9 protein-coding genes are annotated in these 17,769 nt (G+C 35.8%); all 9 read right to left on the bottom strand.

Annotation, left to right across the window (positions count from 1 at the left end; translation table 11 throughout):
- Nucleotides 1-58: 58 nt before the first annotated feature.
- Nucleotides 59-2,479, bottom strand: coding sequence for a sugar-binding domain-containing protein (locus FJOH_RS16155; protein ID WP_012025098.1), 2,421 nt, complete (start codon nt 2,477-2,479; stop codon nt 59-61).
- 31 nt (nt 2,480-2,510) lie between these two features.
- Entirely contained in the window at nt 2,511-4,979 is a 2,469-nt protein-coding gene (locus FJOH_RS16160; RefSeq protein ID WP_012025099.1) for a glycoside hydrolase family 95 protein, read from the bottom strand.
- A gap of 63 nt (nt 4,980-5,042) precedes the next feature.
- Nucleotides 5,043-7,028 carry an alpha-L-arabinofuranosidase C-terminal domain-containing protein gene (locus FJOH_RS16165; protein WP_012025100.1) on the bottom strand — a complete coding sequence of 662 codons (1,986 nt, stop codon included), beginning with the start codon at nt 7,026-7,028 and terminating at the stop codon, nt 5,043-5,045.
- Nucleotides 7,029-7,052: 24 nt separating this feature from the next.
- A complete protein-coding gene (locus FJOH_RS16170; RefSeq protein ID WP_012025101.1) occupies nt 7,053-8,492 on the bottom strand; it encodes a glycoside hydrolase family 28 protein in 1,440 nt (479 codons plus the stop codon).
- Between the two features lie 211 nt (nt 8,493-8,703).
- Complete coding sequence (locus FJOH_RS16175; protein WP_012025102.1) at nt 8,704-10,233, bottom strand: glycoside hydrolase family 28 protein; 1,530 nt, start codon at nt 10,231-10,233, stop codon at nt 8,704-8,706.
- A gap of 176 nt (nt 10,234-10,409) precedes the next feature.
- On the bottom strand, nt 10,410-12,047 hold the full coding sequence (locus FJOH_RS16180) for a sodium/sugar symporter (protein WP_044047788.1): 1,638 nt from the start codon (nt 12,045-12,047) through the stop codon (nt 10,410-10,412).
- A 226-nt stretch (nt 12,048-12,273) separates the two neighbouring features.
- Complete coding sequence (locus FJOH_RS16185) at nt 12,274-13,416, bottom strand: acyltransferase family protein (RefSeq protein WP_012025104.1); 1,143 nt, start codon at nt 13,414-13,416, stop codon at nt 12,274-12,276.
- A gap of 103 nt (nt 13,417-13,519) precedes the next feature.
- Nucleotides 13,520-16,651 carry a glycoside hydrolase family 2 TIM barrel-domain containing protein gene (locus FJOH_RS16190; protein WP_012025105.1) on the bottom strand — a complete coding sequence of 1,044 codons (3,132 nt, stop codon included), beginning with the start codon at nt 16,649-16,651 and terminating at the stop codon, nt 13,520-13,522.
- 184 nt (nt 16,652-16,835) lie between these two features.
- Nucleotides 16,836-17,723 (bottom strand): inositol oxygenase family protein, encoded by an 888-nt coding sequence (locus FJOH_RS16195; protein ID WP_012025106.1) that lies wholly within the window; start codon nt 17,721-17,723, stop codon nt 16,836-16,838.
- Nucleotides 17,724-17,769 lie beyond the last annotated feature (46 nt).

A 17,769-nucleotide genomic window follows, 5' to 3' on the forward strand; every position in this document is an offset into this window, starting at 1 on the left:
AATTTTATCTGTTTTGTATGAAAAGCTCCAGCGCAGCGGTATGTCACATTATTTTAAATTATTTGACATTAATAGTAACTTCTACAGGTTTTAACCATTGACTCGTAAATTTTACTTTTATAGGCTCTGTCGAATCTCCATTAGCCTGAATATAAGCCGCAATATGTCCGTGAAAAACTCTTTGAACATTATCTGTATAATCGGTCATATCACTGTTGTTTCCAGCTTCTAAACCTAATAAAGTTCCAGAACCTGAAATCGTACAAGTTACTTCATTGTCTGAAAGCATAACCGGAAGTCCGTTTTGGTCTTTTACCTGAACCATGATTTTCGCAACCCCTTTATCTTTGCTGATGGTACTATTTTTATCTGCAATCGTTAATTCAAAAGGCTGTTGTGTTGAATTAATCCCATAACGGCTTACTTCTTTATCATTTTTATCCAATCCAACTGCTTCTAATTTTCCAGATGTAAAGGGAATATCCCAATACAGTATGCCGGTTTTTTCATCATATAATTTCGTTTCGCCGACTACTTTTCCATTCAATTCTAAACGTGCTTTTGAGGCATTGGTATAACAAACCACGCGTATTTTTTGTCCTTCTTCGTAATTCCAGATTGACCAGGCATCTTTAGAAATATCTTTTTCATTTACAAGCGGATAAGTTCCCAAATAAATCATCGGTTTATCTGACCATAAAGATTGGCGGAAATACCCTCGCGGTTTGATAACGCCTGCAAAATCAACTAAACCAGAATAAAATCCTCTAGAGGGCCATCTTCCCGATTCTCCCAGATAATCAATTCCTGTCCATAAAAACTGCCCAAAAATATGTTTGTTGTTTTTAACCGAAAGCCAAGGCTGCATGTCGTGTGTGTTTTCACTTCCGTAGATAACTCGGTTTGGATATTTTTCGTGGTCTGATTGGTATTTACTTTCTGTATAATTGTATCCTGTAATATCCAAAGCTCCCGGATATTCTGTTTCATTAGACATGGCTACTCCAGCCAAACCTGCCGTTGTCGGACGTGATTTATCATATTTCTTAACTGCTGCAACCAAACGTTTGGCAATTGCTCCAAGACGCATCGCATCGGGAGCATCTTTTTTGTAACCGCCATAAGTTGCCTGTCCAAAACCGTCTTTTCCTTTGTCTAAAACGGGATGCGAATACGGATCGTTTGGATAATCTACTTCGTTGCCAATACTCCATGCAAAAACCGAAACATGGTTTCTGTCGCGTCGCACAAAATCTTCCAAATCCTTTTCTGCCCAATCGGCAAAAATATCAAACGAACCTTCGTAACCCGGCGTACCGTAATTCCAGCCTTGCAACCATTTGCGTTTTGGGAATTCCCATTCGTCATAAGCTTCATTCAAAACCAATAAACCTAATTCATCACAAAGTTCATAGAAATCCGGCGCCTGCGGATTATGACTGGTACGAATGGCATTTACTCCGATTTCTTTTAACGTTCCTAATCTGGTTTTCCAAACTTCTCTTGGAACTGCCGATCCTAAAACACCGGCATCGTGATGCAGGCAAACGCCTTTCATTTTCATCCATTTTCCGTTAAGGGCAAAACCATTATTGGCATCGAACGTAAAACTTCTAAAACCAGTCTGTGTTTCCGTTTTATCGATTTCTTTTCCGTTTTGTAAAACCGTAGTTTTCAGCTGATACAAATTCGGATTTTCTAAATCCCATAACTTCGGGTTCTTAACGTTAATTTTTGCTGCAATTTTTCCTTTAGTATTAGCAAAAATGGTTGTTTTTGAAGAAGATTTTGCAATGGATTTTCCTTTAAAAAATAATTCATTTACAACGGTTAAAGCCGTTTTTGATGCAACATTATTTTCTACCTCTACTTCAACATTCAAAACTCCATTTCCATTTTGTACTTCCGGATAGGCATAAACGCCCCATTGTGCAATATGAATCGGATTTGCATAAACCAACCAGACATTTCTGTAAATTCCAGAACCGCTGTACCATCGTGAATCGGCGCTTTGACTATGATCTACACGAACCGAAATAGTGTTTTCGTTTCCAAATTTCACGAATTCTGTAGCATCATAAGCAAACGAAATATATCCGTTTGGACGTTTTCCTAACGAATGCCCGTTGATGAAAACTTCGCTTCTATTGTAAACGCCTTCAAAATACAAATACACTTTTTCGCCTGCTTTGCTCTGCGGAATATTTATGGATTTTCTGTACCACGCAATTCCTCCTGGCAGATAACCTGTACAGCTTGCCAAAGTCGGGCTCAATTGTCCTTTTACACTCCAGTCGTGCGGTACGTTTACTTGTTTCCATTTGCTGTCGTCAAAAGTGACGTTTTTAGCATCAGAAACATCCTGAAGGTTAAACTTCCAATTGTCATTTATTTTCTTTGCATCTCCAAACGAGATTTGAGCAAATGCAGAAAAACACGAAAGAAAAAGTACGGGCAGTAAGATCTTATTTTTAAACACGATGGTATTTTTTAGTTTATTAAATGAAAAATTATTGAAGAGGATTTATGATGTAAGATGTGCCTTTTTTGGTCTCAAATACAGCCGTATATCCAATAGATGATTTCTCGCTTTTGATATTCAGTTTTTCAATTACAAAAGGTTCCGAAGATCTTATTTTACAAGTTCCTCCATTATTCGATACGATTTTAGTCTGGCTCATTTTTCCGTCGTTCCATTTTATATTTACAGTGAAATTTCCTTTTGCCGTAATTCCTTTAATTTCGCCTTCTTTCCAATCGTCTGGTAAAGCAGGAAGCAAATGAATTTCATTGTTCTGACTCTGCATCAGCATCTCGATTACTCCTGCCGTTCCAGCAAAATTGCCATCGATCTGAAATGGCGGATGCGCATCAAAAAGATTGGGATAACAGCCTCCTTGTCGTTTGTATTTTGGATCATTATCTTTTGTCAATCGCAGCTGATTCTTGAATAACTTATAAGCATGATTTCCGTCCAAAAGTCTCGCCCACATATTTACTTTCCATGCCAGACTCCAGCCTGTTCCGTCGTCTCCTCTTAATTCTAAAGTTTTCTTAGCTGCTGCGGCTAATTCTGGTGTGTTTAAAGGTGAAATTAAATTAGCAGGATGCAAGGCATACAAATGCGAGGTATGTCTGTGATGCGGGTCTTCGTCTTCAAAATCTTTATACCATTCCTGAAGCTGTCCTTTTGCGCCTATCTGAAAAGGTAATAATTGATTGGCTGCTTTATCAACTTTCTGTCTAAAATCAGCGTCGATATTTAGAATTTTAGAAGCTTGACTCGTATTTTCAAACAAATCTTTTATAATGCCAATATCCATTGTAGAAGCCGTTGTTACTACGCCTCCTTTTTTTCCGTCATAGAAATATTTATTTTCTGGAGAAGTCGATGGCATCGTAACTAAATAGCCGTTTTTGTCTTGTTGCAACCAGTCTAAACTAAATTCTGCGGCGCCTTTTATAATTGGATATACTTTTTTAAGATATTCTGTGTCGCCTGTATATTGATAATGTTCCCATAAATGTCTGCTTAACCAGTTAGCTCCCATATACCAGTTGGCCCACATTGGATCTCCTTTTCCAAAATCGCCGACAGGATTTGTCGTTGCCCAGATGTCTGAGTTATGATGCAAAACCCAGCCGTTGGCATGATAATAACTTTTGGCAGTTTCGGCTCCTGTTACAGAAACATTTTTTACAAAATCGTCAAGCGGAAAAAACAATTCTGATAAACTTGCCGATTCAACAGGCCAATAATTCATCTGCAAATTGATATTGGTTGTATAATTACTGCTCCACGGCGCACGCAATTTATTGTTCCAGATTCCCTGTAAATTGGCTGGTGCGTTGTGTGTACGCGATGAAGAAATCAATAAATAACGTCCGTATTGAAAAAATAAAGCTTCTAATCCAGCATCTTTTTCTCCTTTGGCATATTGTTCCAAACGAATATCAGTTGGAAGATTGGATTTATGGGTTTCTTTTTCATTCAATTGTAAAGAAACTCTATTGAAGAATTTTTGAAAATCCTGAAGATGTTCTTTAACTAAAATATCATATTTTTTGACTGATGCTTTTTTAATTGGGTTTTCAGCAAAAGCATGTTCGTCTTTTCCCTGACTGTCGGGACATTTATCAAATCCGTTGAAACTGGTTGCAGCCGAGATAAAAAGTACTATTTCTGAAGCATTTTTAATCACTATTTTGTTTCCTTCATAACTTACCGTTCCGTCTTTTACAATTGGTTTTACGATTAATTCAAAACGCATTCCGCGGCATCCAGCTGGATCGTCATAAATAACAGGCTCTTTATTGTAATCAATATAATTCGGATCGGCATGTGAAGGCGCTTTTCCTTTTAAAACCAATGACTGATTTTGTATTTCTTTTTGATTTTTTAAAAGACTGGAAGCGTCAATTGAAACCGAAAGTTTTTTCAGCTGGTCTGCCGAAAGTTTCATTACAATACATTTCGCAGGCGCCGATGCAAAGATTTCTCTTTTATAATTTACGCCGTCGGCTTTAAAATTAGTCACTGCTAATCCAGTTTGAATGTCCAGACTTCTATTGTAAAAATCCGTTTTTTTGCTGCCTAAATCCTGCGTTAGTAAAAGATCTCCCAAAGGCATAAAACTTTCACTATAAGCGCCCTGCATATTTTTGGTCAGATTATAAGCTTTGTCAAAATCTTCCGCTTTAAGGGCTTCTCTAATTAGAGCCAGATTTTGAAATGCATTTGGATTTACATTTTTCTGAACAGGTCCGCCGCTCCATAAAGTCGCTTCGTTTAATTGAATTAATTCTGAATCTACGCGACCAAAAACCATTGCGCCAAGCGTTCCGTTTCCAATTGGCAGAGCTTCTGTCCATTCAACCGCAGGCTGATTGTATTGCAGTTTTAAATCCTGCGCGTAACCAGAAAATCCGGCAATTACAGAAATAAAAACAAAACCCTTTCTTAAAAAATTATGCAGCATGTATCTTTAATTAATGATTTATAATTGATAATTGATAATTGATAATTTATAATTTATAATTAATTAAATCGTTTTCAATTTCAAAACAGTAACAGAATAAGCAGGAAGAGTCAATTGCTGACTTCCTTTTGTTACTTTATATTCGCTTTGTTTTGGACTTATTTTTCTAGGTTCTACAAACGTATTTTCATCTTGTAAATTTCCACTTGCTAAGCTGATTACACTTCCTTTTGAACCTAATTTAGCTCCTTTTAAATCAATACTTACTTCTTGGTTTGTTGCGGCAGTATTAACCAGTTTCACAATTATTTCTTTAGAATTTACATCTTTTACAGCCGAAGCGTATAAATTGTTCTGACCAATTAAAGCTTTGCCGTCCTGTGTAATGCTTAACAAATCTGTTCCTTTATTGGTTGAGAACAATTGCTGCACATAATAATTTGCAGAACCATATGACTGCAGATTATTAAACCAAATCATATCCGGTGTCCATTGCCAGGCGTCTTCATGAGCCATTAAAGGTGCATACGAAGTCATATTAACCACTTCTGCATTTCGTTCTAATCCCGTCATAAAAGCGGCTTCAGAAAACGCACATTCCCAATTGTTTCTGTTATTCGGATTCGCTCCTGAAACACTTTGCGCCGCATATTCTCCAGCAAATATTTTCGGCCCTTTTCTGTCGTAATTATCATAACGTCCGGCATTTTCTCTAAACCATTTCGGACTTTCGTAATAATGCTCGTCTATCAATTCTGCGTTCAGTTTTTTTAGTTCTGTCATCGCATAATCAAAATGTTCTCCTTTTGGAGAAGGTCCAGTTCCAGAAACAATTATGATTTTTGGATATTTTGCTTTTATAGCTTTTTCAAAAACTTTGTATCGGTCAATATAGTCTTTCCCCCATTGCTCATTTCCAACTCCGATATATTTTAGATTAAATGGTTTTGGATGTCCCATATCTGAGCGGAGTTTTCCCCATTTTGTGCTCACATCGCTATTTGCAAATTCAATCAAATCTAAAGCATCCTGAATATACGGATCGAGTTCATCCATAGGAGCTAATTCTCCAGTATTATATTGACAAGCCATACCGCAGCTTAAAATTGGAAGCGGTTCTGCTCCAATATCTTCTGAAAGCTGGAAATATTCAAAAAATCCCAATCCGAAACTTTGGAAATAATCAGGTGTTTGTTTGTGGTTGAATTCGACATTCCAGCGGTTCATCATTGTTTTTCTTTCCTCAACATCTCCAACCGATTTTTTCCATTGATAACGATCTGACAGCGTTCTCCCTTCGACAATACATCCTCCCGGAAAACGCAAAAAACCTGGTTTTACATCATACAAAAGCTGTACAAGATCTTTACGAAGTCCGTTTTTTCTATTTTTCCAAGTATCTTCGGGAAACAGCGAAACCATATCCAGATCAATAGTTCCGTTTCCTTCAAAAGTGATTTTTAGTTTTGCTTTTGCTTCGGTTTCAACAGCTGTAAACTGCGAAGTATAATTAGTCCATTGCTCTGATTTTGGAACAATGCTCGTTTCGCCAATTATTTTTTGATCTTTATTAATTAACTGAAAAATGATTTTTTTTATCGCTCCATTATGATTGGCGACTTTTAAAGAAAGGTTGTATTTCGCATCTTTCTTTACTCCCATTCCTCTAAATCCTTCATTGATCAAAGTATATCCTTTATCATTGTTGATTTCAACCCTGCAAAAATTAGAATTGTTTTTTTCCTTCGAAAGATTAATTGGCAAAGCACTGCCTGATTCTTTGTTCAAAGAAGACCTTTTGGTATTCGGCTGTTCCCATCCCATCATTGGTTTATCAAATTCAAAAGAGCGGTTTTTAATCATTTCGGCATATAATCCGCCATCTGCAGCAAAATTGATATCCTCAAAAAACAGTCCGAACATAGTGGGCTGGATTTTAGTAATCGTTTTAGAAGCATCAACTTCTAAATTCGCTTTTTGTGCATTTGTATAAAGACTGCTCAACAATAAACAGCCAAAAATGGATTTAGAAAGGAAGTTATTTTTCATAGTTTTTTGGAAATAGTCAAATCTTTATTTTTTTACGGCTTCTAATTTTTCAGGAAAAGCGGCCTGTCCGTCTAAATTAGTAATAATTAAAGAATCTACATTTTTACTTTCGACAGCATATTTAAAATAATCTGGTTTGTTTTTTCCCCATTGTACAGTACAGTTTTGAACCTTAATACGTTCTGCATTTTCAAAATAAAATCCAGAAGTACTTCCTTTTACAAAACCTTCAACATTAGCCGGACGTCTGTCATATAATCCTCCCGGAAAAGAAGTCGTTTTATCCATAAAAACACTCACATTATCAAAAACTATATTCTGGATTTTGTCTTTAGATTCGCCGCTTACAAACACGCCATTTTCTCCAGTACACTGAATATTAGAAAAATAGATATTTTTGATTTCGCCCACTTTCCCTTCAGTCGCACCTTTCGGAAAACGCCAGTTCGCATCTTTATGATTTCCTTTTGCTCTGCTAAAAGCTGTTACATAAATCGGTTCTGCTTTTCCCCACCAGGTATCTGTATTTAATTTGCTTTCAACAATAATATTGGAGAAAATAACATCGCTTACAGTTCCTTCATCACGATTCTGAATTCCTAAAGCGCGATTACTGTTTTTAATGATACAATTGTTGAAAACGACTTGTCGAATCGCATCCATATTTTCCGAACCAATTTTAATGGCGCAGCTGCTGCTAGTCATGGTACAATTGGTTACGGTAATATTTTCGCAGGCACCGAATTCTTCAAACTCTCTGCGGTTTTTTAAACAAATACAATCGTCACCGCTTTCGATATAACAATCGCTGATTCTAACATTTTTAGAATGATCCAAATCTATTCCGTCGCTATTGCGGACTTTCAAGCTGTTCAATAAAGTAATCCCGCTGATTACAACATCGTTACAGCCCACTAAATGAATCGTCCAATACGCTGAATTTCCGATATGCACATCATGAATTCTAATATTTTTACCGCCGATAATTGTCAAAACGTGAGGTCTTGGATCTAAAACATTAAAAGGTTTCAGTACATAAGCATCTTCTTGTTCTTCGCCCATAAAAGAGATTCCGTTTCCGTCAATTTTGCCGCTGCCGCTAATGGTAAAATCCTCAATATTTTCTCCTCCAATCCAAATCGTTCCTTCTCCGGGATTGGTTCTAAAAGCGCTTTTGGTATATAATTTCTCATCTGGACTTGCCAATAATTTTGCTCCGGCTTCGATATGTAAATCTACTTTTGATTTTACATCAAACGGTCCAGCCAAAAACGTAAACGGTGCCGGAATTAAAACTCTTCCTCCTGTTTTACTGCATTCATCAATTGCTTTTTGAATCGCTGCTGCATCGTTCGTTTTTCCGTCTCCTTTTGCACCGTACTTTTTAACGTCGTAGATTTTCTGCGCAGAAACAGTTAAGGAAATACAGAAAATTAGGATCGCGATTATGGATTTCTTTTTCATTTTATTTTTGTTTATTAAAACCAATTGGTCTGATTAATATTAAACACATAGAAACATAGTTATTCTTTGGCTAAAAAGGCGTTTCACTTGCATCAATACACATAGGTATGTGTGAAAAACTAGTTTTTTTAAAACTCTTCTTTATTTTTTATTCTATGTTTCTATGTGTTTATTAATAGATTATTTAAAATCTTCATTTGTTTAAATCTGATTACTTTGAAGGCAATTCAAACTTATTTTGCTCTGGTTCGATTTTTCTTTTTAAAGATTCGCTGTCCAAATTGCTTGATAAAACATCTTTAAAAACAATTTGATTTATTTTATCAGAAGGAACATCAATAGTTTTCATTGTCAAATCTTTCACATCATCAAAAACAAAAGCGGGACGGAAATCTTCTTTATCCAAAACTAATTTGATATTTTTCATCTGGATTCCGTGTACGTGGCGCACATAAAATCCCCAGGAAGGCAGTTCTCCAAACATCGTAAATTCAGGATAGCCGTTTATGTTTTCTTTTACATCTTTTAATCGGCTTAACGGATGATATGCCATTCCTTTTGAAGCTTTTCCTGGATAAATAATTTCAATATTTTCTAAGGTCACATTTTCGATCAAATGTCCCGGAATTCCTGCAATCGAAGACGGAAACGGATTATGGAAATAATCAACTTCTGGTCCGCGCATATCATAATCAATATCTGGACGCCCAAACGGAATCTGCACTTTTACATTCTTTACGGATACATTTTTGATATATCCAGCTTTTTCTCCATTTCGGTGTCCTAAACGAATTAAAATTGCATTTCCAGTATTTACGGCTGTAATATCCGAAACTTTGATGTTTTCGATTTCAGCTCCGTCTACCGATTCGATCGCAACCGCCGATCTAAAAGTGTCAAAAACTTTAATGTTTTCGATTGTAACGTTTTTAAAACTTCCGTAAGAACCTGTTCCAAATTTTACAGCATTGGCACTTGATCTAATGGTACAATTCCCAATATAAATATTGTTATTATGCAATCCCGGCACTTCAGATTTTAAACAGATTCCATCATCGGCAGCGTTTACATTACAATTGGTTATTCGGGCATTTTCGCAGCCGTCAAGGTCGATTCCGTCATTGTTCCAATACGCTCTGCTTTCTACTTTCATAAAATCAATGATAATGTTTTTGCATTCTCTAAAACATTGTGTCCAGCCTGGGCTGTTTTTCAAGGTAATTTGAGTCATCGTAATCGAATCGCATTTTACAAACGAAATCAATTTTCCTCTTCCATCTTCAGGGCGCATTCTTCTGTAATTGTATTTTGGGTCAATTCGCACTCCTGTATGATGCAGACTGTCAATTGCCAAAGCTAATTCTCTTCCCTGTCCGTCTATAATTCCTTTTCCGTTTACCGCAATATTTTTGGAGTCGCTTGCAATAATAAAAGCACGAATTCCATCGTATTTTGGATAATCTTCCGGATTTGTGCTTCCAAGCAAAATGGCACCTTCTTCAAAAAACAATTCCACGTCACTTTTTAAAACAATGCTTCCAGACAGAAATGTGCCTTTAGAAAAAAGAACTTTTCCGCCTTTACTTTTATTGGCTGCATCAATGGCTTTTTGGATTGCTTTTGTATTCAAAGTTTTTCCATCTCCTACAGCACCATATTTTTTAATATCAAATACTTTCTGTGCCGAAACAGATAAGGAAATACAAAATATCAACAGTACGATTTTAAAATTTATTTTCATTGATTATCATTTTAATTTTTATTCTCGATAGTATTGCTAAGTTTTTCACGCAGATTTAAAAAGATTTAAGCAGATTCCACGGATTTTTTTAAAAGAAATTTAATTTAATCTGCCAAAATCTGCAGAATCTGCGTGAAAAAAATCCTTTCTAATCTTAAAATCTGTGGCAATAAAATTTACCAGAAAACAGTATACAAAGCCACTAATATCCCGCTGATAATAAAGGAACCTACAATAAATTCAGAAGAGACTTTGAACATTGATTTATCTACATCTATTTTATGAATTTCAGACTCTTCCTCAGATGCTGGTTTTGCTAAACTAATACCAACCATTATGAATACAATCATAAAGAAAACAATAGTCATTCTATCTAAAAATGGATAATCAGGGAAAGTACCTTCTGTCCACATCGGGAGGAATTTTAAAACCGCGGCAATTGGCACTGTCAATAATGCGCCTGCGAGTCCAGCTGATGGTGTTGTTTTTTTCCAAAACATTCCCAATAAGAAAATCGCCAAAACGCCTGGAGAGAAAAAACCAACATATTCCTGAATAAACTGATATGCCTGATCTAAAGTTTTTAATGCCGGCGCTACAAAAGCCGCGATAATCATACAAACTACAACACACCATCTTCCGGTACGAACCAGTTTTTTTTCTGATGCCTGCGAATTGAAATATTTTTTATAAATATCTAAAGAAAAAATAGTCGAAATGCTATTGGCCTTTCCTGCTAAAGAAGCTACAATTGCCGCTGTTAAAGCTGCTAAAGCCACACCTTTTAATCCGGCAGGAAGCAAATTCATTAAAGTTGGATATGCATGATCTGGTTTTAAAACTCCTGCAGCATCAACCATTTCCTGTTGGAAAGCTCCATTTTGGTGCATTACAAACATGGCAATACCTGGCAAAACAGCAATAATTGGAACTAATAATTTTAGAAAAGCAGCAAATAAAATTCCTTTTCTTGCCGTTTTCAAATCGGCTCCTAAAGCTCTTTGAACAATATATTGATTACATCCCCAATAGGCCAGATTATTGATTAACATTCCGCCCACTAAAACTGACATTCCCGGCAATTCATTATAATGCGGATTGGATTCGTCTAAAATCATATGTAGATGATCTGGCGCCTGATCTGCTATCACAGCAAGACCTTTTAGAATATCTTTTCCAAAACCAAACTGATCTGAAAGTAAAGTCAATGCCAAATAAGTGGTTACTAATCCTCCAAGAATTAACACAATAACCTGAAACATATCAGTATATCCTATGACTTTCATTCCTCCTAAAGTTACAATAACAGAGAATAAACTCAAACCGATAACACAAAACTGAAAGCTAACGGGCGCAATAGACGAAATTGCCAGAGCACCCAGATAAATGATAGAGGTAAGATTAACAAATACGTAAATCAACAGCCATATAATTGCCATAATAGTACTTACGGTACCGCTGTATCTTTTGGCTAAAAACTGCGGCATTGTAAATATCTTATTCTTAAGATAAATGGGCAGGATAAACATTGCTACGATAATCAAAGTAGCGGCAGACATCCATTCGTAAGAAGCAATGGCAAGTCCGATGGCAAATCCCGAACCACTCATGCCAATAAAGTGTTCTGCTGAAATATTAGAAGCAATCAGCGACGCTCCAATTGCCCACCAGGTAAGTGAGCCTTCGGCTAAAAAGTATTCGTTTGAACTGGTCGCTGCAGTTTTTTTGCTTCTGTAAATATACATTCCATAAGCCGTGACTATGACAAAATAAATAAAGAAAACAATGTAATCTGCGGTTTGTAATACATTCATAATGTGTGGTTATTGTGTGGTTAGATAGTAAAATGTATTTTTAAAATAGAGCTTAATAATTTTCAAACACATAGAAACATAGCTTTAGAAACTCTACAAAGGCATTTCATTTGTTATAAATTCGCATAGCTATGTGTTAGAAACTAGTTTCTTATTATTCTCTTTTGTATTTTAATGCGTCATAAATCTCTATGTTTCTATGTGTTTAAAAAATATATTAAGATTTCTAAATCTTGAGAAACCATTTCTTTTTATATAAAAAATAGAGTAACAAAAGCTGTACGATTGTTACAGATAAAGCAGCAAAAAAAGGCTGCCAAATAATTGACGTGTATTGTATAAGGCCGCCAAAAACATAATCTGCTGTATGCTTAAAATCGACAGAACCTTCTGCAGCGATGTAAATCAAAATAGAATTTGAGCCAATTAAAACCAATGGGAATGCCCATTTTTGAAAACCCAATAAATCAATTATTGCATAAAAGAAAACAAAAAATAAAATACTGAATCCGCCAACAAAACATACGAAAGAACTGGTCCACAAATGTTTATTGATAGGAAAGTTAATATCCCAGATTAAACCTGCAATAATCAAAACTACAGCTGCAAGTGCCATTAAAAGCAGTTTGATATTTATAGAAAAAGGACACTTGGCTTTTAAAAATGTTCCGATAAAAACGCCTAATAAAGCTGTTGCAATAGCCGGTATGGTCGAAAATATTCCTTCCGGATCGTACACCGTACTATGGAGTCTTCCTGGTAAAAACAAGCGGTCAATATAACCTTCCAATGAACCTTCTTTGGTTAAAACTCCTGCTCCAAAATTGGGTACAGGAATCCATTTCATCGCAGCATAATACCCAATCAAAATACCAAAAAAACAAATCAATTGTTTTTTAAAGTCAAAATTCAAATAGATGATTCCTGCAAAAAACCACGCCAGTCCAATTCTTCCCAAAACACTCGCAAAGCGGGTTTGATCGAATCCGTCAAATCGCAATAATCCATTTACAACAAATCCTAAAACTAGTAAAATACAGGTTCTTCTGAGCATCGATAAATAGATTTTACGCTTTTCGGCTTTAGGCAGATCTTTTGGTTCCTTAACTCCTGCCAATTTCATTTTCTTTTCGAAAGAGAATGGCATAGAAACTCCGGCAACAAATAAGAAGACAGGAAAAATCATATCATAAAATGTAATTCCATTCCATTCCGCATGATGCAGCTGTGAAGACATCCAGATAAAAATAGGAATTGGTGCTGCTTTAGCCAGAGCATGAATAATATGTTCACCGCTCATAATCCAAAACATAACAAATCCGCGAAGCACATCTAAAGAGATTAGTCTTCCATTTGTAGTGTTATTCATTTTTTTAGTATTCGCTTTTGGGTTAGTCTTCAGTCACAGCCGCAGTTTTCAGTACCAAATGTGACTGAAAACTGAGACTGAAAACTAAAGCAACAGGTTATTTTTAAAGTGGTTTAATGACAAATCCATAGCTGTATTCACTCTTTGTTAATACATACTGTTCATGCGGCGGTAATCCCCAGCTGTTATCGCCGCCAAGTCCGCGTTGCGTTAAGTCGACACAGACCACAACTTCATTTCTTGGTGTAATATCACTGGAATGAATATTCTTTTTCGAAATTCCTCCGTCAAAATCGCTTGGATAATTATTCAAAGTACTCATAGCTAAAGGCTGCAGACCTTTTATTTCCAAGCCATTTCCTGAATTGCCTGATAATTTGAACCAGCGTATATCGGTCTTGTATCCATTTTCCTGAGGGCGTGTATAAGGCACATATTGGTCTGCAACTTTACTGCTATAAATTCCTTTTAAAGATGATGTTTTTCTGTCCGGATAATTTTCTAAAGGTCCTCTTCCGTAATAATCCAGATTCTCTAATGTATTTTTCAAAGTGAAAATCATTCCAAAACGCGGTAGTTCAGGAACAGGATTAGCACCTTTTTTATACGAAGCCTGAATTTCTAAAGCTCCATCATTTGCCAATGCATATTTGATCGTGTAATCTGAAGCAACATCGCTTAATTTTAATTTTGCAACGATATATTTCTGACCGTTTTCTTCTGTCTGCTGAATACTTTCTAAAGAGGTATTTTTTCCAGCCGTTCTCCATACATTGGTTCTAATCTGCATTTTATTTCCAATATCATTATCGGTTGGCGCTCTCCAGAAATTAGGTTCAGGATATTGTTTGAAATATTCTTCGCCTTTTAAACTGTAATACGAAATCAATCCAGTTGACTTGCTGATTTTAACCGTAACATTATCCGAAGTCAAAACAAACTGATCTTTCTCGTCCTGAACTTTTGCAGTATTTACTTTTTCAGATTTTTCGAAATACTTATCGTCTTCGATTACAAATTGTTCTTTGGCGATTTCGAAGTTTTGTGGCAATAATTCAGATCCTGTTTTAGTGTGAGCGAAAACATTCAGTAAATATTCCGTTCCTGCTTTTGACTGCAATTTTGGTAAATCAAGTTTGAATTGTTTTTTCGTTTTTGGATCTAAAACAACATTAAAAGTTCCTTCTTTAATTACTTTTCCGTTCTCTAAAACTTCGTATCTGAAATTGTATTTATTCAGGTTTGTAAATCCAAAATCATTATTAATTTCGATTACACCATTTTTGATATCAACTGCTTTGAACAAAATATTCTGATATACTTTTTTTACTTCAAATGCTCCAGGATGCGGTGTTCTATCTGGATAAACCAATCCGTTGTGGCAGAAGTTTTCATCGTTTAGATAATTCTGGCTTCCCATATCACCGCCATACGTCCAATATTTACGGCCCGCTTCGTCAATTCCTTGAAAACCCTGATCTACCCAGTCCCAGATAAAACCGCCCTGCATATTTTTGCTTCCGCGAATGATATCCCAGTATTCCTGAAAATTACCGCTGCTGTTCCCCATAGCATGCGAATACTCACACATAATATACGGGCGACTCACTTCTTTTCTTGCCGCATATTCTTTCATGTATTCAATCGTTGGATACATTGGGCAGACGATATCTGTGTTTTCGTTTTCTTTTGCCTGTTCAAACTGAACCAATCTGGTAATGTCTCTCTTTTTAATCCATTTGTATGCTTCATGAAAAACCGGTCCGTTAGCACTTTCATTACCTAATGACCAGATAATTACAGACGGCATATTTTTATCTCTTTCAACAAGGCTGTAAATTCGGTCCAAATGTGCTTCTCTCCATTCTGGAAGATAGCCTGGATTCGTTTTTGGATTCATCCATTTTAAAGGCTGTCCCTCTACTCCCATTCCGTGGCTTTCTATATTGGCTTCATCGACCAAAAACAAACCGTATTTATTACAAAGTTTTACCCATAGAATATTGTTGGGATAATGACTGCAGCGAACAGAATTGATATTCAGCTGTTTCATCATTTTGATGTCTTTCATCATCGTTGCTTCATCCTGATAATGTCCCGTTTCTGGATTATGCTCGTGAATATTTACGCCATGAACCATCAATCTAACTCCGTTTACCAATAACTGACCGCCTTTTAATTCTACTTTTCTAAATCCGATTTGCGTTGAAACCGTCTCTATAATTTCTCCTTTTTGATTCTTTAAAGTCAAAAGCAGAGTGTATAAATTCGGTGTTTCACTGCTCCATAATTTCGGACTTGATATATTCTGGGCAAAATTGATTGTCTGAACTTTTGATGCTTCAAAATTGACATTGATTTCTTTAGTAAATACATTTTTCCCTGAAGCATCAACTAATTTTGCAATTAATTTTTGATTGTTTATTGCTTTTGAAGTCAGATTTTTTAAACTCACTTCCACATTTAAACTTCCATTTTTATACTTCGCATCTAAATCTGGTTTTGCAAAAAAGTCTGAAATACGAACATCTTCAGTACTATACAAATACACATTTCTATCAATTCCTGAAAGTCTCCACATATCCTGATCTTCCAGATATGAACCATCGCTCCATCTGTACACTTCTACAGCCAGATTGTTTTTTCCTGGTTTTAAATATTTAGAAATATCAAATTCTGCCGGACTTTTGGTATTTTCTGTATAACCAACTTTTTCGCCGTTTACCCAAATATACATCGCCGCTGTTCCTGCTTCAAAATGAAGAAAAACATGTCGGTTTTTCCAGTTTTCTGGCAGTACAAAATCTCTTTTATAAGAACCAACAGGATTATCCCAATGATTGATAAAAGGCGGATTTTTTTCGAATGGATACGTGATATTAGTATAAATTGGCACGCCGTAACCATGCAGTTCCCAATTGGAAGGCACTTGAAGATCTTTCCAATGCAGCGTACTGAAATCTGTTTTGTAAAAATCCTTCGGGCGCTCGTCTGGCGTTTGCGACCAGGAAAATTTCCATGTACCGTTTAAAGAAAAATACCAAGGCGAATTTTCATATTTATCCATTATAGCAGAAGTTTCATCTGCATAAGGAAGAAAAGCAGCGCGGGCTGGTTCTCTGTTAATTTGAAATACTTCAGGATTTTCCCAATCGTTGCGGTCTTTTTCCTGAGCCCAAATACCCGCCGAGAAAAGCAGTAAAAGGCTTATAAAAAATATTTTGGTTTTCTGCATTATTTTGGTTTTAGATAGCTAGATGATATTTTTTTTAACACATAGGAACATAGTTTTTGCAACCGTTGAAAGGAATTTCATTTGCATCAATACACATAGCAAACTATGTGTTAGAAACTAGTTTCTTTTGGTTTTCTTTTTTTAGATAAACAAAATCTATGTTTCTATGTGTTTAAATAAACTTTTAAAACTTCAATTTTTCAGGCAAATATTTAGCAACTAATTCTTTATAATAAGGAAGTAATGCCTGAACATCTGGTTTTACAGGAGCCTTTGTATACAAATCGTACGGATTGAATTTTCGAACCCAGTCAAACATTTCGATGTCTTTTTCATTCATTAAATGTGCATACGCATTTTCTTTATGCTGCGAATAAAAAGAGTGATAACGAATCATGTATAAAGCAGGATCCGGTAAATAATCTTTCATAATCTGATACAAATATTCGTCATGACCCCAGCTCATTTTTACGTTATCTAATCCGCAGTTTTCAGTGTAGATTCCTAGTTTAGTATTGAATCTCTCATCTGTATAATCCGGATTTTCTTTAAAAAATTCTGAATACACAATTTTATCCGAATACGCACAGCCAACCGGAAAAGTATCGCCAACGACTGCCCATTGCGGTTCTCCAAATAAGCATAAAACTTTACCCAAATCGTGAATGAAACCTGTCAGTACAAACCAATCCGGATGACCATCAGCACGAATGGCTTCTGAAGTCTGTAAAAGGTGCTGTGTCTGGTCTAAGTCAATATCTGGGTCACTGTCGTCTACAAGCGTGTTTAAAAACTCGACAGCTTCCCAGATTGACATTTCTTTTCTATTAAATTGCAGAAATTCTTGTTCTTTACTGCATACAAAGTCATAAGTTTGGTAGGTATGGTTTATCCTGTAAAATTCTTTTACCGTTTCTACTCTTTCAGAATCGACATAATTTCTAAATTCTTCTTTCTGCTTTTCTTTTAAACTTTCATTTACTTCAGAAGGGTCAGGATATCGCATTAACAAATCATCTTCCCACTCATCTAAATTTTTCAACGGATTGTCTGTGTCTATATGCTTTTTCATAAGGGTTATAGTTAAAAGTTAATAAGACAAAAATAGAATTACGTAC

This window comes from Flavobacterium johnsoniae UW101, from assembly GCF_000016645.1.
Classification (GTDB): domain Bacteria; phylum Bacteroidota; class Bacteroidia; order Flavobacteriales; family Flavobacteriaceae; genus Flavobacterium; species Flavobacterium johnsoniae.